Origin of the sequence: Paractinoplanes abujensis (genome assembly GCF_014204895.1) — a bacterium.
Classification (GTDB): Bacteria; Actinomycetota; Actinomycetes; order Mycobacteriales; family Micromonosporaceae; genus Actinoplanes; species Actinoplanes abujensis.
Map to the genome: position 1 here is coordinate 9000495 of NZ_JACHMF010000001.1, position 24017 is coordinate 9024511.

Below are 24017 nucleotides of genomic sequence, written 5' to 3' on the forward strand. Positions count from 1 at the left end.
GGCCCGGTCGAGCTGCGCCACTACGTGGACGTGCCGGCCGTGCACGAGTTCGCCGACGCGCTGCGCGGGCTGGGCCGGGTCACGGATCTGTTCGTGGCTGGTTCGCTGGCGACGGGCGACTACATCCCGTACGTGAGCGACCTCGACCTGGTCGCGATCACCGACGGGCCCGTGGATCGAGGGTTGATCGAGGAGGTCCATCGGCGGGTGGGGCCGGGGTACCAGCTGGGATGCGTCTATGTCGATGCGGCCCTGATCGACGACGTCGGGGTGCGGCACCCGACGTGGACGCACGGGCAGCTGGTGGAGCGGATCCTCTCCGGGATCACGCGCGCGGAACTGGCCGGTCACGGGTACGCGGTCTTCGGCCGCCCGCCGGGCGAGGTCGTGCCGCCGGTCGACGTGCGCGCGGCCGCCCGGGCCGAGCTCGCCGGCTACTGGAGGTGGGCGGCGCGACGGCCGTACCTCTGGTGGAACCCGATGATGGCTGACCTCGGGCTGACCTCGATGGCCCGTGCGCGTCACGCTCTCGCGTACGGGGAACTCCTGACCAAGACGGCCGCGATCGAACACGCCGCGGCGCCGGAGTGGCTCAAGCAGCAGTTGCGGGAGCGCCGGCGGAACCGGCCCGTGACCTCGCCCCGGCTGCGGGCGGGGTGGATCGCCTGGCGGGACGCGGAGCGGACGACGAGACTGGGTTGATGGCCTTGATCCACGTGGACTTCTCCAGCGCATCGCTCGATCTGAGCACCTCCATGACGGTGGTGCTGCCGCAGCAGGGCGCCACCCCGCCGCCCGTGCTCTATCTGCTGCACGGTCTCACCGACGACCACACGGCGTGGACCCGCTACACGTCGATCGAACGGTACGCCTACGACCACAACCTGGCCGTCGTCATGCCTCAGGTGCATCGCAGCTTCTACGCCGACGAGGCGTACGGGATGAAGTTCTGGACTTTCCTCTCCGACGAGCTGCCGGGGCTGGTGCACCGGTTCTTCCGGCTGAGCGACAAGCGTGAGCAGACGTACGTGGCCGGGTTGTCCATGGGCGGCTACGGCGCCTTCAAGTGGGCGTTGCGGCAGCCCGAACGGTTCGCCGCCGCGGTCAGCCTGTCGGGCGCGCTCGACCTGTCGTGGCTGCAGCAGAAGGACGACCGGCCGCATATCCGCGAGGTGATGCAGCGGGTCTTCGCCGGTCGTGATGTGACCGGCACCGACGACGACCTGCTGCACCTGATCGAGCACGCCGACAAGGCCACCCTGCCCCGGCTGATGCTGCGCTGCGGCACGGGCGACCACCTGTTCGAGCAGAACGAACGCTTCGTACACGCCTGTGCCCGCGCCGGCATCCCGCTGGACAGCGAGTTCGAGCCGGGCGGGCACGAGTGGTCGTTCTGGGACAGGCACATCCCGCGGGCGCTGGACTTCGTGACGAGGCCTTAGCTCTCGTTCTCGCGGCGCTGCTGCTCGGCCAGGAACCGTTCCAGCTCGGCGCCCAGCTCGTCCGCGGTGGGCAGCGGCCGGTCGTTGTCGGCCAGCAGGTTGCCCTCGCGGCCGCGCAGGAACGCGTCGTACTGCGCCTCGAGCGACGACACCAGACGGGCGGCCTGCTCGTCGTCGGCGACCTGCTTGTCCACGTCCTCCCGGACGACCTTGGCCGCCTCGCGCAGCTCCCCGGTCGGCAGGGCCAGGCCCGTGGTGGCCGACACCGAGTCGAGCAGCAGCTCGGCCGCGGCCGGGTAGGTGGTCTGGGCCAGATAGTGCGGCACGTGCGCGGCGAAGCCCATGGCGTCGTGGTCGTTCTCACCCAGGCGGAACTCGAGCAGGTTGCCGACGCTGGCCGGCACCTGCACCTTCTGCAGCCACGGCTCGCGGTCGCCCAGCAGTGCCTTGTCGGTGGCGTGGGCGGTGACACTGACCGGGCGGGTGTGCGGCACGGCCATCGGGATGGCGTTGAGGCCCACGGTCAGCCGGACGCCGAACCGCTCGACCAGGCCGGTCACGGCGGCGATGAAACGCTCCCACTGCAGGTCGGGCTCGGGCCCGGCGAGCAGCAGGAACTCGGTGCCGAGCTGGTCGCGCACGAGGTGCAGGGCCAGGCTGGGCTGCTCGTAGCTGACCCAGTGGTCCTCGTCGAAGATCATCGGAGGGCGGCGGGAACGGTAGTCGAGCAGCTGGTCGAGGTCGAACGTGGCGACGAGCTGGCTGTCCAGCCGCTCCAGCAGGTTCTCGCGCGCGAGCTGGATCGCCGAGCCCGCGTCGACGAAACCGGTGAGCGCCTGGACCAGCACCGGCTCGTCCAGCTCCGGCAGGTCGTCGGCCAGCTCGTAGAGCTCGTTGGGGTCGAGCACGTCGAGGCCTCCTGTGTTCCGTTAAGGGGTAAAACCTGCGAACAACCCGGCCCGGGGATTAATTCCGGGCACTCGTCGATCTTGCCAACTCGCCGTCGCGGAGGCGCGAGCGCACCTCGGCCGGCGGCAGCGGGCGGGAGAAGTGATACCCCTGTGCGAAACGGTAGCCCAGTTGGTAAAGGGTGTCGGCCTGCGCGGCGGTCTCCACGCCCTCGGCCACGGCCTTGAGGTGCAGGCCGTCGGTGATCTGAATCATGGCGGTGGCGATCACCGCCTCCTCCGAGGCGCCGCCGATGCCGGCCACGAAGGACTTGTCGACCTTGAGCGTGTTGGCCGGCACCGTCCGCAGCAGGCCCAGCGACGAGTGGCCGGTGCCGAAGTCGTCCAGCGCCACCTTCACGCCGAGCTTGACGATCTCCAGCAGCGTGTCCAGCGCCACACCGCCGTCGAACACCGCGGTCTCGGTCACCTCCACCACGAGCCGGTCCGGGCTGACCCCCGAGAACGAGAGCGCCTCGCGCACCTCGTCCGCGAAGCCGGGTTCGCGCAGCTGCCGGGCCGACACGTTGACACCCAGCTCGCGCGGCGCGACCCCGGGCCCGAACTCGGCGTCCCAGGCGGCCAGCTGACCCAGCGCGGTGTGCAGGATCCAGGTGCCCAGCGGCACGATCAGGCCGGTGCGCTCGGCGATCGGGATGAACAGGTCGGGCCCGACGAAGCCGCGCTCGGGGTGCGGCCAGCGGATCAGCGTCTCCAGGCCGGTCCACTTGCCGTCGGGCAGCCGCACGATCGGCTGGTAGGCCAGGGTGAGCTGCCTTGCGGCGAAGGCGTGGCTCAGCTCGGCCCCGAGTTTCTGGTCGGCCTCGTGGGTGCGCTCGAGCGCCTCGTCGTACACCGCGAACTGGGCCTTGCCGTTGTCTTTGGCGTAGTACATCGCGATGTCGGCGCGGCGCAGCAGCTCGGCCGCGGTGGCGCCGGGCCATGCCTCGGCCAGACCGGTGCTGGCCCGGGCCAGCAGCTGGTGACCGGAGACCTTGAACGGCACCGCCATCGCCTCGTCGAGCCGGGCCAGCAGGGCGAGCGCCTCGTCGCCGGTCAGGCCGGGCAGCAGGATGCCGAACTCGTCGCCGCCGAGCCGGGCCGGCAGGTCCGAGGCGCGCAACGTGGCCCGCAGGCGCTGGGCGATCGTCTCCAGGAAGGCGTCGCCGACCGCGTGCCCGAGCCGGTCGTTGATGGTCTTGAAGTCGTCCAGGTCGACCATGGCCAGGCAGAGCGGTTCGCCCGCGGCCAGCATCTCGTCGGCCGACTGCTCGAACAGAACCCGGTTGGCCAGGCCGGTCAGGCCGTCGTGGGTGGCCCGGTGCTTCAGCTCGTCCTGATAGTCGTTGAGCTGGTTGAGCTGCTGGTCGACGCGCTGCAGGAGGCGGCCGTTGTCACGCAGGGCGCCGATCTGGCGAGCGACGACCAGGGCGGTGAGCCCGGTGGCGGCCGCCGCGACGACCGCGACGGTGCGGCTGGAGTCGCTGCTGACGCGCAGCAGCAGGGCGTCGGTGGCGGCCACCGCGGCGTACGGGACCAGGCTGAACAGCCGCCGCTTGGGGGCTCGGGCCGGCATGCCCGCGGCCCGCCGGTGCCGGTCGGCGGCGAGCGTGACGCACAGCATGGTGGCCGGGACGAAGATCTGCGAGCCGCTGAGCCCGGGCCCGGCCTCGAACACGAGCGGGAACAACCCGCCGCCGATCGTGCCCACCGCCGCCGCGGCAGCGAACCAGCGCAGCGTGCCGGGCTCCAGCCCGCCCATGCCGGTCGTCGCGACCTTGACCATGGCCAGGGCCACGATCAGTCCGAGCACGGCCAGCAGGAGCATCGGGACGGTTGTTCCCTGGGCGTCGCCCGCGTTGCCCGCCCGGTCGGTGAAATACCAGGCGAAGACGGTGACGGTGACGGTGATGGTGAGCGCGTCGAGGACAAACCGCACGCTGGCGCCTTGACGGCCCAGAGGCAGCCGCAGGAGCGCCCAGACGATCACGACGATGGCCGCGGCGTAGCAGATCGAACTCACCAGGTCGTGTTGTTGCAGCGGAACCCGCTCGGGGGCGACCACCGACAGCCGGGCGTCGCCGACGTTGCCGGCGGCCACGAAAACGGCGCAGAGTGCGATCGACCGCCACAGCCGCTGGGCCGGGCGGTCCCGCCGGGCCAGGCGAGCCGTCTGCCAGCATGAGACGGCCGTCACACAACAGATCACGAGGCCCGGAAGCCAGCCCCAAGCCGGGCTGAACACCTGATGCGTCGCGTTGACGGCATAGAGCACGATGGCGGTGACCAGCATGAAGACGCCGGTCGCCAGCATCGGCGTCAGGCTCAGGCGAGCCGCGGTGCGTTCTTCCGTCACACTCCGGGTAATCGGTACAACAGATCTCAGGTTGAGCACTACGAGCCATGAAGGGTCGCGTGCACGTGCATGTGCACGGCACAATGGAACAGGAACGTTCCCTTCCCCCCTCGGAGCGATCTGGTGACCGACTCAGCAAACTCGTCCGACGTGATCACCGACAACGGCGCCGACGCGCCTCCCGGCTCCCTCTGGCAGCGGATGAAGGCCGATCCGCAATATGCGCCGGAACACCTCGCGCTCGAGGCGGTCCGCCGGCTCGGGCCCGAGGCCGCCGCCTGGGCCGAGCGTGCGCGGGCCGACAATCCGGACCGCACACCCGACCAGCTGGCCGACATCGCGATCAAGCGATTCACCAACCTCGCCCGCATCTCGGGCGCGGTCTCCGGCGCCACCGGCCTGCCCGGCGCTGTGCTCGACGTGGGTGTGCTGGCCTGGAACCAGGCGCGCATGGTGCTGCACATCGCGGCCGTCTACGGCCACGACCCGTCTGCCCCCGAGCGCGCGACCGACCTGCTGGTGCTGCAGCGCGTGCACAAGGTGGCCCAGACGGCCCGCCTGGCGCTGGGCGTGGCGGCCGGCCGCGAACGGGCCGAGCAGCTGTTCGCCGGGGCGGGCAACCGTCCGCTGAGCGGCGTGATGCTGCGGCTGGGCGTCAAACTGGCCCAGATGGCGGGCATCCGCGCCGCCAAGCGCATGTTCGCCAAGGTCATCCCGGGCGCCTCGATAGTGCTGGGCACCTGGGTCAATTCGGCCGCCACCAAGGATCTGGCCCGCCGCTCCCGCGAGCAGTTCAAACAAGCGCCCGCGCCGCCCGAGAGGTCATTGAGCCCAGGCCGGCAGTAACCGAGACCACCGGCCCCGGTCAGCCGGGCCTAAGCATTCCGCCGGCGCGGACGAACGGAGTTCTTGACATCGCCGGACGGAAGGGGCTGCTTGTGGGTCGTCGTTGGCTGGGGCTTCTCGTGGTCGTGCCGCTCGCGCTCGTGCTGAGCGGCTGCGGCCAGGACTCGTCGTCGAAGCAGGCCGAGGACGCAGCAGCGGGCAAGTCGTGGGTCGTCGTCGCGAACGGCAGCGCCACGCCGTCGCCCGCGCCGAGCCGGGCCACGGGCACGGCCACTCCGTTCCCCACCGGCTTCCTGCCGCTGCCGACGAGCACGCCGGCGCCCACGCCGACCGGCAGCTACTCGTGCCCGCCGGTGAAGAACCAGATCATCAACGGCGCCGACGCCACCGCGGGCACCACCAGCGGCACGGTGACCTGGTACAACCCGGCCACCACGGACATCGTCGAATACCGGATCACGGCGATCAGCCAGGACGCCCTGATCGGCAATCAGCGCGACATCGGCTGGACCGTCGTCACGCCCGGCGCCACCTGCGGCTACATGACGGCCACGATCGTCGGGCTGGACCGCGACACCCGCTACGTGTTCTCGGTCGACGCGGTCACGACCCGCTCCGACAGCGACGCGACGTACGGCAAGACCATCGCCCGTTCCCGCGTGGTCAAGACGTCCTGAGCTCCACGTCCGGGGTCCAGCCCCGCGACCGGGCCTTGGCGATGTCGAGCACCATCCCGTCGGTGACCTGATCGATCGCGTACGGGGTGAGAGTCCGCGACGCCACGGCGGCCACCCGGGCCAGCGTGATCGGCACGTGTCGCACCGGCACGCCCAGCACCGCCGTGATCGCCGCGTCCCGCGAGTAAGGCCGCGCATCGGCAATGTTGTACGCCCCCGGCGGCCACCGCACGGCGGCCAGACAGGCGGAGGCCAGGTTCTCGACGGCGGTCAGGCTGAGCGGCACATCGGGCCCCGGCAGCCAGGACCGGTTTCCCCGTACGGTCCGGCGCAGCCGCGGCAGCAGGTGCGGGTCGCCGTCCCCGTAGACCGCGCGCGGCCGCAGCACGACGGCCCCGTAGTCCCGGGCCAGTTTTTCCCCAGTGGCTTTCGTCCTGCCGTACGCGGTCCGCTGGTTGTCTGTCGGATGGTCCTCGCGAACGGGCCCGTCGTAGGGGCCGGGCCGGTAGACGCTGGCACTGCTCACCCACACGACCCGCCGGCCACCCGCCGCGTCGAGCAGCCGCCGGCCGCCGTCGACGTTGACGGCCGCGAAGGTGTCGTCGTCCCCGCTGTCACCCACCGCCGCGGCTAGGTGGATCACCACGTCGGCCCCGGCCAGATCGGGCGCGGTCGTCGTGGCGTCCCAGAAGACGTGCCGGCCGACCGGTCCGGGGCGGCGGCCCAGGCACACCACGTCCCCGCCGGCAGCCGCCGCGAGCCGGGCCACCGCGCCGCCGCAGAACCCACTGGCCCCCGTGACGGCCACCCTCATGCCGCGGCTCGCACCGTCAAGGACCGCCATCCCGGCAGGGCGGCTTTGCGGTCGGCGCGGGCCCGTACGACCACGGGCTGGAACGGCGCGAGTGCGGCCAGCAGGTCGGCGAGCTGAGCCCGGGCCAGACCGGCGCCCGGGCAGGCGTGCGGCCCGACGCCGAAAACCAGCTGCGCCGTACGGGCCGGGGCGGCATCGGTCACGTCCGGACGCCGCCGGTGCGCCTCGGCCGCGTGCCGGGCGATCAGCAGCAGCCGATCGCCCGCTCGGACCGGGCAGCCCTCGACGTCGGCGTCAGCGGCCGCGACCCGGGGGAGCAGGGGCGTGGGGGCGGTGACCCGCAGCAGCTCGTCGGTGAGGACGGGGTCGCCGGCGTGCTTCCACAGGTCGTCGTCGCAGACCCAGGCCACTGCGCGCGGCATCGCCGCCACCGTCGTGTTGATGGCCGCGACGGCGATCATCGACCGCAGCCCGGCCTCGCCGGGCTGCCCGCCCGGCGTCACCATGTCGACCAGCCGGGCCGCCGTGGTGGCCGCCGCCGCTTCGGCCCGTCGCCGTCCCGGCCCCGGCAGGTGCGCCCGGGCCGCTGCGGCCGCCGCGACCCGGGCCGCCGCGGCCAGCTCGACCGGGTCCACGTCGAGCCCCAGCACCTCCGCCGCCGTGGCCCCCGCGAGCTCCGCCGCCAAGGGCACCAGATCGAGCTCGCCGCCGGCCGCGAGCACGGTCAGCCGGTCATCGAGCAGTTTCCGCCAGATCGGACGCAACGTGGCCACGTCCAGCATCGCCGCTGTGCCCCGGCGAGTGCCCCGGTGCTCGTCGCCGTGCTGGTCGAAGAGCGCCCCCGGCCCCGCCAGTTCCCCGGCCGCGCCCCCGGTCGTCCCGGCCGCGGTGCGATCGAGCGGCACCCTGGTCAGCACTGTCCGGTAGGCCTCCGCGCCGTGCACCAGCACCGTGCTCCCGAGCCGCCGTACGGGCCGGCCTCTCGTCGCGGCCAGCAATGCGAACAACACCGGGTGGCTCGCCAGGTAGACCCGCCGATCGCGGCGGCGCGCTAACCCGGTCACGGCTCGCCCCGATCGGTTTTCCCCCGTGCCGCCGCCTCCCCCGCCCACCCAGGTCGGGTGAGCCTACGCCGTCGGGGGAAAGCGCGCTCCGCCCTTGTGGACAACGCCGCAGCCAGGGCCGATGCCGCCGTCCGGTCCGGTTTCCGCGAACGCCCCGCCAACGGCACCCGCCCGAACACCACGTCGTCCGGCCGCGCCGACCCCATCCGTTCGAGCGGCCCCCGCAAGGCCGCCCGCACCTCGGCGTCCGGAACCCCGGCGGCCGGCTGCACGAGGGCGACGACCCGCTCGTCCCCGTCCCCGGCCGGCACCCCCACCAGCAGCGCCAGCTCGACCCCGGCCACGTGCAGCGACGGCTCGTACAGCCCGGGATAGATGTTCTCGGCGTCGCGCAGGATCATGTCTTTGGCCCGCCCGCCGAGCACCACGGTGCGCCCGTCGACCCGCCCGATGTCTCCGGTCGCGACCCAGCCGAACGGTTCCGACCCCAGATAACGGTCGGCCGCCGTCGGCCCGCCCAGCAGCAGTTGCCCGTCGGACACCCGGGCCGACACGCCGGGCAGCAGCTCACCCACCAGATCACCGGAGCCGGAGAAAGCACCTTTCTCCGCCGCTTCGACCGCAGCCGCCGGGAACACTTCGGTCAGCGCGTAAACCCCCCACGCCTCCGCCGCCCCGGCCCGGCGTAGGGCGGACAGCAGCGCCGCCGACACGGGCGCCGAGCCGCTGTAGACGCGCGCGTCGTCGAAGCGGCTGCCCGCGGCCAGCGCGGCCCGCACCTGCGGCGGGGTCAGGTACACCGCTTGCGGCCGGAGGCGGCGCAGGTTGCGTCCGGTCGGCGGGGCCACGGGCGCGCCACTGGCCAGCGACGGCAGCAGGACGAAGAACGTGCCGCCCAGCACCGGCCGCCCCGGGACGGGTCGCACCAGGTCGCGCACCGCGGTCATGCCGGCCGAGATCGAGGCGCGCGTGTGCACTACGGCGCGGGGCCGGCTGGTGGTGCCCGACGTGAACACGACTACGGCGTCGCCTTCCCCCTCGTACGGGCGGGGGAACGCACCCGCCACCCGCCGCAGGGCCGGCGCCGAACCGGGAAGCCGGCGTCCGACGGTCCTCACCGGGGCCAGCGACGTCAACGACGGCAGGGCGAGGTGTGCGCGACGGGCCAGGGGGGCCGCCCACGACGCCACCGCCTGCGCCGCCGCGTCGGCCAGCACCAGGCGCGGCTGGGCCAGGGCGAGCCGGGCCCGCACGACGTCGGGGCCGGCCGTCGGGTCGACCACCGCGATGCGCAGACCCAGGTGGTACGCGGCCAGCAGCGTGGCCAGGGAGCGGGCGCCGGGGCGCACGGCCAGCGCCACGGTGTCGCCGGCTTCGAGCCCGTCGGCTTGCAGCGCGACCGCATATCCCCGGACCAGCCGGGCCAGTTCGCCGCGTCGCACCCCGGGCAGGGCCGGCCGGTCGTCGTCCTCGCGCAGGCCGCCGATGAAGTCGCTCAGCATCAGCGGGGGTCCGCCGTGCGCGTCCCGCTGCCCCGGTCGAGATACCACCTCGCGGTGCCCCTGATCCCGTACGCGGTGATCCGGCGCGTCGAGTTGGCCACCACCATGTGCCGGCTGTGCACGATGTTCGCGGTGGTGCGACGGACCCGGTTGAGGAACGTGCGGTCGGTGGGGGAGGGCCGCCGGGGCATGCCGCCGCACGCCTCGTACAGCTCGGCGGTGATCGCCATGTTGTTCCCCGCGTGCATGCGGTACGGCGCCTTGAACTCGGGGCCCCGGTGCGCCGGTCGCAGCCGGCCGAAGGTGGCCGCGAGGACCACGAGCGTACGGAAGAACGCTCGGCCGAGGGGGCCGTGCTCGTCGCGCCGGGCGGTGATCCGGCCGCACGCGAGGCCGCCGCCGGAGAGCAGTGCCGCGCGGGCGCCGGCGACCCAGCCCGGTGCGGGCAGGCAATCCGCGTCCGTACGGGCCAGGAGGACCGCGCCGGCGGCGATGGCGTGCCGGAAGCCCGTGTCGACCGCGCACCCCACACCCTTCTCGGGCTCGACCACCACGTACGAGGGGAAGGGGCCGCGGAACTGCCGGGCGATCGCAGCGGTCCCGTCGGTCGAGCCGTTGTCCACCACCAGCAGCGTGAAGTCGGTGTCGGTCTGCGCGGCCAGCGCGTCCAGGGTGGCGCCGATGCGGGCGGCCTCGTTCCAGGCGGGCACGATCACCCACAACGGCGTGCTCACGAGACTTCCCAGACCATCGTCATCAGGCTCACGCCGCCGCCCAGGCCGACCATCAGCACCCGGTCGCCGGGGCCGAGCTCCGCCCGTACGCGTCCCAGCTGCACGCCGATCGAGGCCGAGGCCATGTTGCCGAGCTCGTCCACCGTGATCTCGAGCTTGTCGCGCGGGACGCCGGTGACCGCCACGAACCGTTCCAGATAGGGCAGCGTGACCTGATGCACCAGCACCTTGGCGTAGTCGGACCAGCCCCAGCCCGTACGGTCGGCGACCCGCTCGATCAGGCCGGCCCCGATCCGCTCGAACACCGAGCGCAGCCGGGTGCCGTCGCCGGTGAAGTACGTGTGCTCGACGCTGCGTGGATGCCGGGAGCCGCCGCCGAAGATGCCGCCGACCGCCCAGTGCTCGGAGTGCGTCTCGGTGTCGACGTCGAGGATGCCGCCGGTGGCCACGGGTTCGACCAGCACGGCCGCGCCCGCGTCGCCGAACGTATAACCGGCGAACGCCGTACGGGCCTGGGCCAGCCCGTCCAGGCGGGGCCGCATCGCGCGGGTCGGCGTCTCGCCCGTGACCACCAGGGCCTTGCGGGCCCGGCCGGCCAGGATCATCGAGCGGGCCAGGTCGATGCCGTTGAGGAAGCTGTTGCAGGCGTTGGTGACGTCCAGCGCGTGGGCCCGGCTGCCCAGCGCCGCCTGCACCACGTGCGCGGTGGCGGGCTCGGTCATGTCGCGAGTGGCGCTGGCGAACAGCAGCAGGTCGATGTCGAGCGGGTCGGTGCCGGTTTCCGCCAGCACCTTGGTGGCGGCGTCGGCGGCCAGGTCGGAGGCGTATTCGCCGTCCGCCGCGACCTGACGCCGGACGATGCCGGTGGTGCGCCGGAACAGCCCGGCCGGCACGGGCAGGCCGCCCGCGACCCGTTGCTGCAGGTCGTCGGTCAGCTCCGTCCGGGCCGGCAGGGCGTACGCGACTCCGGTGATCCCTACGTTCAAGATTTGCTGGAGCCCGCGGGCTCGCGCACGAGGGACTGGTCTTCGTAGCAGTACTGCCAGCCGTCGCCGTCCTCCAGCGAGCGGATCAGCGGGTGCCGGCTCACCTCGTAGTGCGCCGTGGCGTGCTTGTTCGTGGAGTCGTCGCAACAAGCGACCGCCCCGCAGATCAGGCACATGCGCAGCTGGACCCAGGTGTCGCCCATCTCGACGCATTCGGCGCACTCGTCGATGTCGGTCTCGGTGATCTGGATCCGGTCGAGGTGCGTGCAGGCGGTGCTGATGGTCTCCTCCCGGACGTACCGCCAGCGGTCGTGCAGCAGACGGTCCGGGATGATCCGGGCCAGGTATTTCGAGTTCGCGGCCAGGATCGGCGCCACCACCGCGAGGATCAGCACGTAGAGCGCGATGAACGGGCCGACCCGCTCGTCGAGCCCGGCGCCCAGCGCCAGCGTGGCCAGAATCAGCGAGAACTCGCCGCGCCCGAGGACGGTCAGGCCGACGTTGGCCGCGCCGCGCTGGTTGAGGCCGAAGAGCCGGGCCGTGATCAGGCCGGCCGTGACGTTGGTGACGACGGTGATGCTGATGGCGATCAGCACCGGCCAGATCACCGAGCCGATGGCACCGACATCGATGCTCAGGCCGAACGCGATGAAGAAGATCGCGGCGAACACGTCGCGCAGCGGCACCGCGATGCGTTCCGCCCGTTCCCGGATCGAGGTGCGCGCCACCACCAGGCCGATCATCAGCGCGCCGATCGCGTCGGAGACACCGATCTCGGCGGACAGGCCGGCCACCAGCACGACCAGGCCGATCATGATGATCGCGACGATCTCGTCCTCGCGGGTGTCGAGCACCTTGCCGACCCAGCGGCCGCCCCAGCGGGCCACCGCGAACAGCGCGACCAGGTAGCCGAAGCTGATGCCGATGTTGAGCACCAGCTCGCCCGCCGAGCTCGCGCCCTCCAGGATCGGGCTCAGCAGGGCCAGGTAGAACGCCAGGAACAGGTCTTCGATGACGATGATGCCGAGGATGACCGGGGTCTCGGCGTTGGCCAGCCGGCGCATCTCGATGAGCAGCTTGGTGGCGATGGCCGACGACGAGATGCCGACCGCGCCGGCGATCACGAACGCCTCCTTGGTGCCCCAGCCCATCGAGAAGCCGAGGGCCAGGCCGGCGCCGATGTTGATGCCGATGTAGGCCCCGGCCGCCCAGAACAGCCGTTTGCCGCTGCCCAGCACCTGCTCCACCGGGAACTCCAGGCCCAGGTGGAACAGCAGGATGACCAGCCCGAACAGGGCCAGCATGTCGAGGTCTTCGGGGTGGTCGAAGGCGACCGGGCCGCCGGTGCTGGGGCCGAGCAGGATGCCCGCCAGCATGAAGAAGGGAACGGTGGGCAGGCCCATGCGCCGGCCGAGACGGGCCAGCAGGCCGGCCACCAGGATCAGGGCGCCGAGCCCGATGAGGTTCGCGTGCACGTGGTCCTTTTCCGCTCAGTCCGTGAAGAAGGTGCCGGCGAGCACGGCGCCGATCTTGCGGGCCTGCTCCTCGGTCAGCTCGACCACGGCGGCCGGCTCGTCGCTGCGCGAGGTGAACACGTAGAGGTGGCGTTTGCCGTCGCGCGACACCACGATCGACACCCGCTCGCCGTCACTCGAGCGGAGATCCACGTCGTAGCGGGTGCCGAGGCCGGGAAGTTCCTGGATGTGAACGCCTTTGCCCATAGCCGCAGATCCTAGGGGCTGTTGTCGGAACATGGCCAGGCACGAGCGTTAGGCTCGGTGCTCGTGCGGACACTGATCGTAGGCGCGGGGGCCACCGGCGGACATTTCGGTGGATTGCTCGCGGCGGCCGGGCGGGACGTCACCTTTCTCGTACGTCCGGGGCGCGCCGCCGAGCTGGCCGAGCGCGGGCTGCGGCTCGACGAGATCACTCTCACACCCCGTACGGTCACCGCGGACACGCTCGACGGCCGTTACGACCTCGTGCTGCTGGCCGTGAAGAGCTATCACCTGGACCAGGCGCTGGCCGACGTGGCGCCCGCGGTCGGCCCCCGTACGGTCGTGATCCCGCTGCTGAACGGCATGCGTCACGTGGACCGGATGGTCGCGGCGTTCGGCCCGGAGCGGGCCTGGGGCGGCGTCTGCATGATCCACGCCGATGTGACCCCGGACGGCCGGATCGTCCGGATGACCGATCTGCAGCGGATCGCGTTCGGCCCGCTCGGCGGCGGCACCGGCGACCCGCGGGTGGCCGACGCTCTCGCCGGGGCGGGCTTCGACGCGTTCGCGACGCCGACGGTCGTGCAGGACATGTGGGAGAAGTGGGTCTTCCTGGCCAGCCTGGGCGCGGCCACCACGCTCATGCGGGCGCCGGTGGGCGACATCAACCGGGCGCCCGGCGGCACGGCGTTCGGGGCGCGGATCGCGGCCGAGGCGATGGCGATCGCGACGGCGGCCGGCCACCCGCCGCGGCCGGGAGCGGTCAAGGTGCTCCGGGACGGGCTGGCCACCGACGAGCAGATGACCTCGTCGATGTATCGCGACATGATGCGCGGCGAGCCGGTCGAGGTGGACGCGATCCTGGGCGACTTCGTGGCCGAGGCGGACCGGCACGACGTGCCCGTGCCGGCGCTGTCGGCCGCCTACACCAATCTCGCGATCTACGCGGCCCGGCTCGCCTAGACCGGCATCCGGGCGAGCACGTTCTCCGCCTCGCGGGCCACCCGGCGGGCGTCGAAGTCACGAGCCCGGTCGTAGGTGGCGACCGTGGCCGCCGCGATCTGCGGCCAGGCGAAGTCGTCGTGCACCCGGCGCCGGGCCCGCCGGGCCAGGGCCCGGGCGTGCTCGCGGTCGGCCAGCACCGCGCCGACCGCCGTGGCCAGCGCGGCCGGGTCGCCCGGGGTGAACTTCACGCCGGTGACGCCGTCGTCGACGATCTCGGCCAGGCCGCCGGTGCCGGCCACCGCGACCGGGGTGCCCGCGGCCGCCGCCTCCAGCGCCACCATGCCGAAGGGCTCGTAGATGCTGGGCACCACGTAACAGTCCGAGGCGCCCATCAGGCCGGTCAGGTGGTGACCGGTCAGGAAGCCCGCGAACGTGACGCCCTCGGTGGCCACTGCCTCCAGTTCGGCGCGGTACGGGCCGTCCCCGGCGATCACCACGCGCAGGCCCGGGTGCCGCTCGCGCAGCGCGGGCACGGCGGCCAGCAGGTGCTGCACGCCCTTCTCGTAGACGAGCCGCCCGGCGAAGCTGACCAGCGGACCGTCCGGACCGGCGTAGCGGCGGCGGGCCGCGGCCACCGCGCGGGGCCGGGGCGACCAGGCCAGCATGTCGACGCCGTTGCGGACCACGTCGATGCGCCCGGCCGGCATGTCGAACAGGCGTTGGACCTCGGCCCGCATGTAGTCGGAGCAGACGATCGTGCGGGTGGCCTCGTGCGCCAGCCACCGTTCGATGTCGTCGATCGAGCGGTTGTGCGGGTGCGGCAGCCAGCCCTGGTGCCGGCCCGACTCGGTGGCGTGGACGGTGGCCACGAGCGGGACGTCGAGGTGGTCGCGCACGGTCACCGCGGCCTGGGCGACCAGCCAGTCGTGCGCGTGCACCACGTCGTAGTCGCCGGTGCGGGCGGCGCGCAGGGCCGTACGGGTCAGGGTGTGGTTGAAGCCCATCGCCCACGACAGCATGTCGCCGTCGCGCACCTCGAACCGTACGGGGTCGTCGGGCGCCCGGAGGATGCGCACACCCTCGGCGTATTCCTCGCGCAGCGCGCCCGGTGCGTGCCGGGTGACCACGGTGACCTCGTGCCCGGCCGCGGCCAGCGTCGTGGCCAGGGCGTGCACGTGCCGGCCGAGCCCGCCCACCAGCAGCGGCGGGTATTCCCAGGACAGCATCAGGATGCGGCTCACGGCTCGTACCTCGAGATCACGCGGAGGAGCTCGGCGACGGATCGCGCCGAGAAGGGAAGACCGGTCGCCCGGTGCGGCGGGTCGCCGTCGGCGCGTTCGCTCACCGACCCGGCGCCCCACTCGCCGAGGTGCGCCCGCAGACCGTCGAACAGGCCCTCGGACGGCACGTCGAGCGTGGCGCAGGCGTCGGCGTACGGCCCGATCAGCCAGGGGTGGACGCTGCCGTGCTCGGGCGCGCCGCCCTGGTAGCCGTACTCGGCCGGGGCCAGGGTGCGCAGGCCGAGCGGGGTGAGCAGCGCCCCGCCGATCCGCCGCAGCGTCGCCTGCCCGCCCGTCCCGCGCATCGGGGCGTGCGGCAGCGACCAGGCGAGCAGCTGGTGCGGGCGCAGCGAGGGGTCGTTCTGGTGACTGCCCGCGCCGAGCGGATAGGGCGTGGCCGGCCCGTCGATCACGTCGTGGAGCCAGCCCTCGGGGGCCGGGAACCGCTGCCGGAACGCCTCCCGGGCCCGGGCGTGCCGGGCCCGCAGCGCGGTGCCGTCGCCGCCGGTCTCGGCCCGCAGGTCGGCCAGGGCGGCCAGGGCGTTGACCCAGAGCGCGTTGACGCCGACCGGCTTGCCGGTGCCCGCGATCGCGACCAGGTCGTCGCCCCCGTATTCGTCGAGGCGGGCGGCCAGTGGCTCGGCGAGCTCGGCGGCCAGGTCGCTGTCGCCGGTCCGGCGGACGTGCCGGTCCACGGCGTGCACGAGCCACAGCGCGGACTCCAGATCGGCCGGGGCACTCGCCCGCAGCAGCTCGCGCCCCTCGTCGGCCCGCCCCGTGTCGAGGAACAGGCCCTCGTACGCGATCGCGGTGTCGATGAGCCGGGGCCCGGCCCCCGGGTACCCGGTCACGACGTCGGGACGGTCAGCGGCCCGGACGATGAAGGCGTCGGCCGCGAGCACGAGCGTCTCGGCCGGACCGTCGGCCTTGGCCGTGACGATCAGCTCCCGGGCGCGGTCACGGGCCGCGCGGATCACCGACGACGCGGCGGGTGGCGGGTCGGCCGGGTCGCCGCCCCAGGCCGAGATCTCCATCACGTCGCCCGGGCTCACCCGATCGAAGTACGTTCCCGCGTGCCAGAGATCCTCGGCCGTCCCGTCGTGCCGCGTGTACGCCCCGAGGTGCCATTCGCCGCCGGCCTGCCAGCCCGGCCCGCAGATCCGGTACGCGTCCTCGACGACCACGCCGCCCGCGGCCGGTTCGACCCGCAGCGGACCGTCGCCCGCGCGCCGCTCGCCGTGCACGTCGCGCCAGGTGCACAGGGCCGCCACGGCCAGCCCGACCGGGCCGGGCGCGGTCACCACCCGATGCGTCACGGCGACCGACGGGTGGCCGTGACGCATCGCGATCTCACGCTCGATCACCACGTCGCCGATCCGCCAGCGCCACCGCGGCACGCCGTCGACCAGAGCGAACGTCTCCAGGTAGCGGTGGCCGGACGGGTCGCTGACGCCGGACGCCCACTCGTGCGTGTAGAGCGGCACCTTCGCGCCCGAGGGGAGTGTCACCGTCAGGTCCAGCGCGGCCAGCGCGCTCGCGCCGGCAAAGGTCAGCAGGGAGTGGGAGCGGCGGGTGCGCAGCCCCGGGACGGTCCCCGCGGCGAAGCCTCCAAGACCGTCGGTGACGAGCCATTCGCGATTCGGGGAACCGCTTGCCTCCGGTCCGAAGATATGTGACACGGGGCAAGGAATGCTCACTGAGAACGAATTCAAACCTTCACGTGTCGTAGTCCTCCCGGCGGGTATCCACCGGTGGCGAGGACGTGGTCCATCCCATCGGCAAGAATGACCGACGACACGTTTGCTCAGGGTTACTCCGGCGCAAGAGGGGCATGACGCTCGGGCCGTGGTGCCGGCAGCTGAGCGCATCGCAGTACGGTCGGTCGAGGGGTGGGAGCACGACATGCAGGTTTGGCCTGGTCACCGGTACCCGTTGGGTGCCACGTACGACGGCACGGGCACGAACTTCGCGATCTTCTCCGAGGGGGCCGAGGCGGTCGAGCTGTGCCTGTTCGACCCCTCCGGCAACGAGCGCAAGGTCCAGTTGCACGAGCAGGACGCGTTCGTCTGGCACGCGTATCTCCCCGGGGTCGAGCCGGGCCAGCGCTACGGGTATCGCATGTACGGGCCCTACGACCCGTCCCGCGGTCTGCGCTACAACCCGCACAAGCTACTGCTCGACCCGTACGCGCGGGCCGTCGACGCCGACATCGACTGGCATCCGGCCATGTACGCGTACGACATGGAAAATCCGGATCAGATGTCCGACCTCGACTCGGCGCCGTACATGGCCAAGGGCGTGGTCGTGAACCCGTACTTCGACTGGGGCAACGACCGCCGGCCGGACATCCCGTACCACCACTCGGTGATTTACGAGACCCATGTCAAGGGCCTGACCGAGCGCCACCCCGAGGTGCCCAAGGACATGCGGGGCAGCTACTCGGCGATCGGCCACCCGGCCATCATCGAGCACCTCAAGAGCCTGGGCGTGACCGCGGTCGAGCTGATGCCGGTGCACCAGTTCGTGCACGACAACCGGCTGGACGACCTGGGCCTGCGTAACTACTGGGGCTACAACACGCTCGGCTTCTTCGCGCCCTACCACGGCTACTCGTCGACGGGCACGCTCGGCCAGCAGACCCAGGAGTTCCGGGGCATGGTCAAGGCGCTGCACAAGGCGGGCATGGAGGTGATCCTCGACGTCGTCTACAACCACACCGCCGAGGGCAACCACCTGGGCCCCACGATGAGCCTCAAGGGCATCGACAACCGGACGTACTACCGGCTCGTCGACGACCAGCCGCAGTTCTACATGGACTACACGGGCACCGGTAACAGCCTCAACGTGCGCAGCCCGCAGAGCCTTCAGCTGATCATGGACTCGCTGCGCTACTGGGTGACCGAGATGCACGTCGACGGCTTCCGCTTCGACCTCGCCTCGACCCTGGCCCGCGAGTTCTACGACGTCGACCGGCTCTCCACGTTCTTCGAGGTCGTGCAGCAGGACCCGGTGGTGGGCCAGGTCAAGCTGATCGCCGAGCCGTGGGACGTCGGCCCCGGCGGCTATCAGGTAGGCAACTTCCCGCCCAACTGGACCGAGTGGAACGGCAAGTACCGCGACACCGTACGGGACTTCTGGCGCGGCGAACCGGCCACGCTGGCCGAGTTCGCGTCGCGGATCACCGGCTCGGCCGACCTGTATCAGGACGACGGCCGTAAACCGTTCCACTCGATCAACTTCGTGACCGCGCACGACGGGTTCACGCTCAACGACCTGGTCGCCTACAACGACAAGCACAACGAGGCCAACGGCGAGGAGAACCGGGACGGCGAGAGCCACAACCGGTCGTGGAACTGCGGCATCGAGGGCCCCACCGACGACGAGAAGGTGCTGGCGCTGCGGGCCAAGCAGCGGCGCAACTTCCTGGCCACGCTGATGCTGTCGCAGGGCGTGCCGATGATTTCGCACGGCGACGAGCTCGGCCGCACCCAGCAGGGCAACAACAACGCGTACTGCCAGGACAACGAGCTGGCCTGGATCGACTGGGGCGACGCCGACGAGCAGCTGCTCGAGTTCACCCGCAAGCTCACCGCGTTCCGGCACCGCCATCAGGTGTTCCAGCGACGGCGGTTCTTCACCGGCCTGCCCGTGACCGCCCGCGGCGGTGGCGACCCGCTGCCCGACCTGGAGTGGTTCACCCCCGACGGGCGGCCGATGGCCGGCGACGACTGGGGCAACGACTTCGGCCGGGCGGTCGCGCTGTTCGTCAACGGCGAGGGCATCCGCGAGCGCGGCCAGTACGGCCAGCGGCACGTGGACAGCTCGTTCCTGCTGTTCTTCAACGCCCACGATGCCCCGATCGAGTTCGCCACTCCACCGGCTGAATACGGTGAGAAGTGGGAAAGGGTTATCGAGACGGCGGAGCCGTCCCCGGATCGCCCGTCGGTCGTCGAGGCCGGCAACAAGATCTGGGTGCCCGACAGGTCGCTCATCGTGCTCGACAGGACGGTCTGAATGCCCCCTTCCGGAACCTACCGAGTCCAGGTCCGCCCCGACTTCGGATTGAAGGCCACCGCCGAGCTCGCCGATTACCTGGCCGAGCTCGGGGTGAGCCACCTCTACACGGCACCGCTGCTGACCGCGACTCCCGGGTCCGAGCACGGGTACGACGTCGTCGATCACTCGGCGGTCAGCCCCGCGCTGGGCGGCGCCGCCGCCCTGTCTGATTTGTCCAACGCGTTGAAGAACGCCGGCCTCGGGCTCGTGGTCGACATCGTGCCCAACCATGCCGGCGTGGGCGTTCCGCACGTCAACCCGACGTGGTGGGACGTTCTGCGCCGAGGGCGCGAGTCGGAGTTCGCCGACTTCTACGACATCGACTGGTCGCGCGGCCGGATCCTGCTCCCGACCCTGGCCGACTCGCCCGACGCGCTGGACGATCTGCGCCTCGAAGACGGCGAGCTGCGCTACTTCGACAAGCGCTACCCGATCGCCGACGGCACCGGCGACGGCACGCCCCGCGAGGTGCACGACCGGCAGCACTACGAGCTGGTCAACTGGACCCGCGGCGACAGCGAGCTCAACTACCGGCGCTTCTTCTCGATCGTCGATCTGGCCGGGCTGCGCGTCGAGGACCCGAAGGTGTTCGACGCCACCCACGCCGAGATCCTGCGCTGGGTCCACGAGGGCATCGCGCAGGGCCTGCGGGTCGACCACCCGGACGGGCTGCGCGACCCCGGTGCGTACTTCGAGCGGTTGCGCGCGGCCGCGCCCGAGGCCTGGATCGTGGTCGAGAAGATCCTCGAACCGGGGGAGGAGATGCCCGGCTGGCCGGTCGCCGGCACCACCGGCTACGACGCGCTGGCCGAGGTCGGCGGCGTCTTCGTCGACCCCGGCACCGAGGCCTTCTTCGACACCCTGCAGCACCACCTGGACGGCAGCGTGACGTCGTGGCAGGACCTGGTGCACGAGACCAAGTACACGGCGGCGACCAAGCTGCTCGGGGCCGAACTGGCCCGGATGGCCCGGCTCGTGCCCGAGGTCGAGGCCGCCCCGCGCGCCCTGGCCGAGCTGGCCGCGTGCTTCCCGGTCTACCGTTCCTACCTGCCGTACGGGTCCCGTCAGCTGGCCAAGGCGCGGGCCGAGGCCGGTCGCCGCCGCCCGCAGCTGATCCCGGTGCTCGACCAGCTCCTCGGGCGGCTGCGCAACCCGGACGACGAACTGGCCGCCCGGTTCCAGCAGTACACCGGCGCGGTGATGGCCAAGGGCGTGGAGGACACCGCGTTCTACCGCTGGACCAGGTTCACCGCGCGCAACGAGGTGGGCAACGACCCCACCGACTTCGGTGTCGCCCCGGACGACTTCCACGAGGCCACCGAGGAGCGCCGGCGCCACTGGCCGGACGCGATGACGTCGCTGTCGACCCACGACACCAAGCGGAGTGAGGACGTACGGGCTCGGCTCGCGGTTCTCTCCGAGGTGCCCGGGGACTGGACGGAGGTGGTGCGCCGCTGGGTGCGGATCGCCCCGCTGCCCGACCCGGCCCTCGCGCACCTGGTCTGGCAGGCGGCGGTGGGGGCCTGGCCGCTGTCGCGGGAACGGCTGCAGGCGTACGCGCTCAAAGCCGCGAAGGAGGCGGCCGCCTCGACCAGCTGGACGCAACCCGACGAGGCTTTCGAGACCGCACTGCGCGAGATGGTCGACCGCATCTACGACGACCCGGCCCTGCACCGCGAAGTGGCCGACTTCGCCGCGTCGATCACACCGCCCGGCTGGATCAACTCGCTGGGCCAGAAGGCCGTGCAGCTGACCATGCCCGGGGTGCCCGACGTCTATCAGGGCAGCGAGCTCTGGGACTTCTCGCTGGTCGACCCGGACAACCGCCGCCCCGTCGACTTCGCCGCCCGCCGCGAGTTGCTGACCCGCATCGACGACGGCTGGCTGCCCCCGGTCGACGAGACCGGCGCGGCCAAACTGCTCGTCACCAGCCGCGCCCTGCGCCTGCGCCGGCAGCGGCCCGAACTGTTCGCCGGCTACCGCCCGCTCTACGCCGAGGGACGCTGCGGCGAGCACCTGCTGGGCTTCGACCGGGGCGGCGCCGTGACCATCGCCACGCGGCTGCCGGTCGGATTGTCACGCCACGGCGGCTGGGGCGACACCGAGGTTTCACTCGACGGCCACAGCTGGACGGAAGTGTTCACGAATACCAGCTACGGCGGGAACCGCCTCTCGGTGGCCGAGCTCCTGCGTACCTATCCCGTCGCGCTCCTGGTGAAAGAGAAATGACGTTATTTGAGGTGTGGGCACCCGAGAAGACCGTACGGCTGTCTCTCGGTGGCGAGGAGCTGGAGATGGAACGCGGAGCGGACGGGTGGTGGCGGCGGGACGTGCCGTCGGCCGCACCCGGCACCGACTACGCGTACGTGCTGGAAGGCGAGAAACGGCCCGACCCCCGGGCCCAGTGGCTGCCCGAAGGCGTCCACGGCCCGAGCCGGGTCTACGACCACACGGCCTTCGCGTGGAGCGACCAGGCGTGGACCGGCCGCCAGCTGCCCGGCTCGGTGCTCTACGAGCTGCACATCGGCACGTTCACGCCCGAAGGGACCTTCGACTCCGCGATCGAACGCCTCGACCACCTCGTCGAGCTGGGCGTCGACCTGGTCGAACTGCTGCCGGTGAACTCGTTCAACGGCGAGTACAACTGGGGCTACGACGGGGTCGCCTGGTTCGCGCCGCACGAGGCGTACGGAGGTCCCGACGGGCTCAAGCGCTTCGTGGACGCCGCCCACAACCGTGGCCTGGGCGTGGTGCTCGACGTGGTCTACAACCACTTCGGCCCGTCCGGCGCGTACGCCCCGATGTTCGCCCCCTACCTGAGCCCGGCCGGCTCGAACCCGTGGGGCGACTCGGTCAACCTGGACGGGCCCGGCGCCGACGAGGTGCGCCGCTACATCGTCGACAACGTGCTGATGTGGCTGCGCGACTACCACGTCGACGGGCTGCGCCTGGACGCCGTGCACGCGCTGGCCGACCACTCGGCGATCCACCTGCTCGAACAGATGGCCGTCGAGGTCGAGTCGCTCTCCAGTTTCTTGCGAAGGCCGCTCTCGCTCATCGCTGAATCCGATCTGAACGACCCGAAACTGATCACCCCGCGTGAGGCCGGCGGCTACGGGCTCAACGCGCAATGGGACGACGACGTCCACCACGTGCTGCACGCGCTGCTCACCGGCGAGCGACAGGGCTACTACGGCGACTTCGGCTCACTGGAATCGCTGCAGACGGTGCTGACCGGCGCGTTCTTCCACGCGGGCACGTATTCGAGCTTCCGTGGGCGCCGGCACGGGCGGCCGGTCGACCGGGCCCGTACACCGGGTCACCGTTTCGTGGCCTTCCTGCAGGACCACGACCAGATCGGCAACCGGGCCATCGGCGACCGCATCTCCGCCACGCTCTCCCCGGGCCTGCTCAAAGTCGGCGCCACGCTGCTGCTGACCTCGCCCTTCACGCCGATGCTGTTCATGGGCGAGGAATGGGCGGCCAGCAGCCCCTGGCAGTTCTTCACCAGCCACCCCGAACCCGAACTGGCGGCCGCCGTGCAGAACGGCCGGCGCCGCGAATTCGCCGCCCACGGATGGGCCGAGGCCGAAGTGCCCGACCCGCAGGACCCGGAGACGTTCCGGCGCTCCAAGCTCGACTGGGACGAGGTGGCCAAGCCGGGGCACGCCGAGATCCTCGACCTCTACAAGCGGCTGATCGCGCTGCGGCGGGCCCGGCCCGAGCTGACCGACCCGTGGCTCGACAAGGTCGAGGTCTGGCACGGCGACCAGCACCTGGTGATGCGGCGCGGGCAGACCGCGGTGGCCGTCAACCTGGCCCCGGCGCCGCAGACGGTCTCGCTGCGCGACGTGCCGTCGAAGGTGCTGCTGGCCACGGCCGAGGGCGTCATGCTGCAGCGCGATCGTGTGGAGCTGCCGGCCGAGAGCGCGGTCGTCGTCGCATACCGCTAGTGGTGCAGGGCGGTCCGTCCGACCGCGTCCGGAGCGGGCGTGGCCGGGCGGACGCCGCGCCACAGCTGGCTGACCCGGTAGGCGAGCGCCCGCGTGCCGTGGATCGTGCCGGTCGGGTGCAGGTCGGCGGCCGTGTTGCGGATCGGGTCGAAGGCCAAGGCGGCGTCCGTACGGGTGGGCAGCGGGCCGCCGGTGAAGGTGACGCGGCCGAAGGGGTGGTTGCCGGCGAGCAGGGTGATCCGGCCGGCGGTGATCCCGTTCAGGTCCGCGCCCAGTGCGCCGTCGGCGCGGGCGGCCAGGTAGATCTTGTCGCCCGTGCCGGTGCGGTAGGCCAGGATCGAGCCGTACAGGGTGTCGAACGAGCGGCGCGGCGCCGGCAGATGCCTGGTGAGCCGGCCCTGTCCGCAGGTTGACAGCAGCAGGTCGAAGTCGCGTTCGGGGCCGTGTACCCGGACGACGAGGCCGAGCACGTCAGGCCGGCCGGGCTTCGTGCCGACGCCCTTCGAGATCCGTACGGTGACGTCGTGCCGGGCCGGGCGGTCGATCAGCTCGGCCCCCGTGTCCAGGCCCCAGACCTCCAGTTCGCCGGCGAACGAGCGGCCGTCCGGGTGCAGGAAGCGGCGATGGCGGGAGCGGACGATCCGGACGCCGAGCGCGGTCACGAGCGCGGCGCCGGCGATGACGGAGGGCCTCATGC

20 protein-coding genes are annotated in these 24017 nt (G+C 72.0%); 8 read left to right on the top strand and 12 right to left on the bottom strand.

The genetic code is table 11. The annotated features are described in order from the left end of the window. Positions 1–30: 30 nt before the first annotated feature. Positions 31–702 (top strand): nucleotidyltransferase domain-containing protein, encoded by a 672-nt coding sequence (locus BKA14_RS44790; RefSeq protein ID WP_239092663.1) that lies wholly within the window; start codon positions 31–33, stop codon positions 700–702. Beyond that, a complete protein-coding gene (locus BKA14_RS41490) occupies positions 702–1442 on the top strand; it encodes an alpha/beta hydrolase (protein WP_184956184.1) in 741 nt (246 codons plus the stop codon). Before BKA14_RS44790 ends, BKA14_RS41490 begins: the two co-directional genes overlap by 1 nt. On the opposite strand, the gene BKA14_RS41495 is transcribed toward BKA14_RS41490, so the two are convergent. Next, positions 1439–2350 (bottom strand): proteasome assembly chaperone family protein, encoded by a 912-nt coding sequence (locus BKA14_RS41495; RefSeq protein ID WP_184956185.1) that lies wholly within the window; start codon positions 2348–2350, stop codon positions 1439–1441. The two genes, BKA14_RS41490 and BKA14_RS41495, sit on opposite strands and share 4 nt — an antisense overlap. A gap of 58 nt (positions 2351–2408) precedes the next feature. After that, the gene (locus tag BKA14_RS41500) at positions 2409–4745 is read right to left on the bottom strand and encodes a putative bifunctional diguanylate cyclase/phosphodiesterase (protein WP_184956186.1); all 2337 of its coding nucleotides are present in this window, start codon (positions 4743–4745) and stop codon (positions 2409–2411) included. Positions 4746–4868: 123 nt separating this feature from the next. On the opposite strand from BKA14_RS41500, the gene BKA14_RS41505 reads away from it, so the two are divergent. Together BKA14_RS41505 and BKA14_RS45455 are read left to right on the top strand one after the other, a co-directional pair. Continuing rightward, a complete protein-coding gene (locus tag BKA14_RS41505; protein ID WP_239092638.1) occupies positions 4869–5591 on the top strand; it encodes an EcsC family protein in 723 nt (240 codons plus the stop codon). 92 nt (positions 5592–5683) lie between these two features. Beyond that, a complete protein-coding gene (locus BKA14_RS45455) occupies positions 5684–6268 on the top strand; it encodes a fibronectin type III domain-containing protein (RefSeq protein ID WP_184956188.1) in 585 nt (194 codons plus the stop codon). Here BKA14_RS45455 and BKA14_RS41515 read toward each other — a convergent pair. The 7 genes from BKA14_RS41515 to BKA14_RS41545 are packed head-to-tail and all read right to left on the bottom strand — an operon-like array spanning position 6255 to position 13089. After that, positions 6255–7082, bottom strand: a complete 828-nt coding sequence (locus BKA14_RS41515; RefSeq protein ID WP_184956189.1) for an NAD-dependent epimerase/dehydratase family protein — start codon at positions 7080–7082, stop codon at positions 6255–6257. The two genes, BKA14_RS45455 and BKA14_RS41515, sit on opposite strands and share 14 nt — an antisense overlap. Next, positions 7079–8146: a cytochrome P450 family protein gene (locus BKA14_RS41520; RefSeq protein WP_184956190.1), complete on the bottom strand. Its 1068-nt coding sequence runs from the start codon at positions 8144–8146 to the stop codon at positions 7079–7081. The genes BKA14_RS41515 and BKA14_RS41520 overlap by 4 nt, the downstream gene beginning before the upstream one ends. After that, positions 8143–9648, bottom strand: coding sequence for an AMP-binding protein (locus BKA14_RS41525; RefSeq protein ID WP_184956191.1), 1506 nt, complete (start codon positions 9646–9648; stop codon positions 8143–8145). The genes BKA14_RS41520 and BKA14_RS41525 overlap by 4 nt, the downstream gene beginning before the upstream one ends. After that, entirely contained in the window at positions 9648–10382 is a 735-nt protein-coding gene (locus BKA14_RS41530) for a glycosyltransferase family 2 protein (protein ID WP_203722124.1), read from the bottom strand. Before BKA14_RS41530 ends, BKA14_RS41525 begins: the two co-directional genes overlap by 1 nt. Further along, the gene (locus BKA14_RS41535) at positions 10379–11368 is read right to left on the bottom strand and encodes a 3-oxoacyl-ACP synthase III family protein (RefSeq protein ID WP_184956192.1); all 990 of its coding nucleotides are present in this window, start codon (positions 11366–11368) and stop codon (positions 10379–10381) included. Before BKA14_RS41535 ends, BKA14_RS41530 begins: the two co-directional genes overlap by 4 nt. Next, on the bottom strand, positions 11365–12843 hold the full coding sequence (locus BKA14_RS41540) for a cation:proton antiporter domain-containing protein (RefSeq protein WP_184956193.1): 1479 nt from the start codon (positions 12841–12843) through the stop codon (positions 11365–11367). Before BKA14_RS41540 ends, BKA14_RS41535 begins: the two co-directional genes overlap by 4 nt. 15 nt (positions 12844–12858) lie before the next feature. Next, positions 12859–13089 carry a cation:proton antiporter regulatory subunit gene (locus BKA14_RS41545; RefSeq protein WP_133875474.1) on the bottom strand — a complete coding sequence of 77 codons (231 nt, stop codon included), beginning with the start codon at positions 13087–13089 and terminating at the stop codon, positions 12859–12861. Between the two features lie 63 nt (positions 13090–13152). Here BKA14_RS41545 and BKA14_RS41550 point away from each other — a divergent pair, with 63 nt between their 5' ends. Further along, on the top strand, positions 13153–14049 hold the full coding sequence (locus BKA14_RS41550; RefSeq protein WP_184956194.1) for a ketopantoate reductase family protein: 897 nt from the start codon (positions 13153–13155) through the stop codon (positions 14047–14049). Here the strand turns inward: BKA14_RS41550 and BKA14_RS41555 are convergent. Together BKA14_RS41555 and BKA14_RS41560 are read right to left on the bottom strand one after the other, a co-directional pair. After that, entirely contained in the window at positions 14046–15272 is a 1227-nt protein-coding gene (locus BKA14_RS41555; RefSeq protein WP_438861936.1) for a glycosyltransferase family 4 protein, read from the bottom strand. The genes BKA14_RS41550 and BKA14_RS41555 overlap by 4 nt on opposite strands. Then, positions 15269–16990, bottom strand: coding sequence for a glycogen debranching enzyme N-terminal domain-containing protein (locus BKA14_RS41560; RefSeq protein ID WP_239092637.1), 1722 nt, complete (start codon positions 16988–16990; stop codon positions 15269–15271). Before BKA14_RS41560 ends, BKA14_RS41555 begins: the two co-directional genes overlap by 4 nt. Positions 16991–17213: 223 nt before the next feature. Between BKA14_RS41560 and glgX the strand changes: the two genes are divergently transcribed. The 3 genes from glgX to treZ are packed head-to-tail and all read left to right on the top strand — an operon-like array spanning position 17214 to position 23320. Beyond that, positions 17214–19325 carry a glycogen debranching protein GlgX gene (gene glgX / locus BKA14_RS41565; protein ID WP_184956196.1) on the top strand — a complete coding sequence of 704 codons (2112 nt, stop codon included), beginning with the start codon at positions 17214–17216 and terminating at the stop codon, positions 19323–19325. Continuing rightward, a complete protein-coding gene (gene treY / locus BKA14_RS41570; RefSeq protein WP_184956197.1) occupies positions 19326–21596 on the top strand; it encodes a malto-oligosyltrehalose synthase in 2271 nt (756 codons plus the stop codon). It abuts the gene before it with no gap. Then, positions 21593–23320, top strand: a complete 1728-nt coding sequence (gene treZ / locus BKA14_RS41575; RefSeq protein ID WP_184956198.1) for a malto-oligosyltrehalose trehalohydrolase — start codon at positions 21593–21595, stop codon at positions 23318–23320. The genes treY and treZ overlap by 4 nt, the downstream gene beginning before the upstream one ends. Here treZ and BKA14_RS41580 read toward each other — a convergent pair. Next, positions 23317–24015: a hypothetical protein gene (locus BKA14_RS41580; protein WP_184956199.1), complete on the bottom strand. Its 699-nt coding sequence runs from the start codon at positions 24013–24015 to the stop codon at positions 23317–23319. The two genes, treZ and BKA14_RS41580, sit on opposite strands and share 4 nt — an antisense overlap. Positions 24016–24017 lie beyond the last annotated feature (2 nt).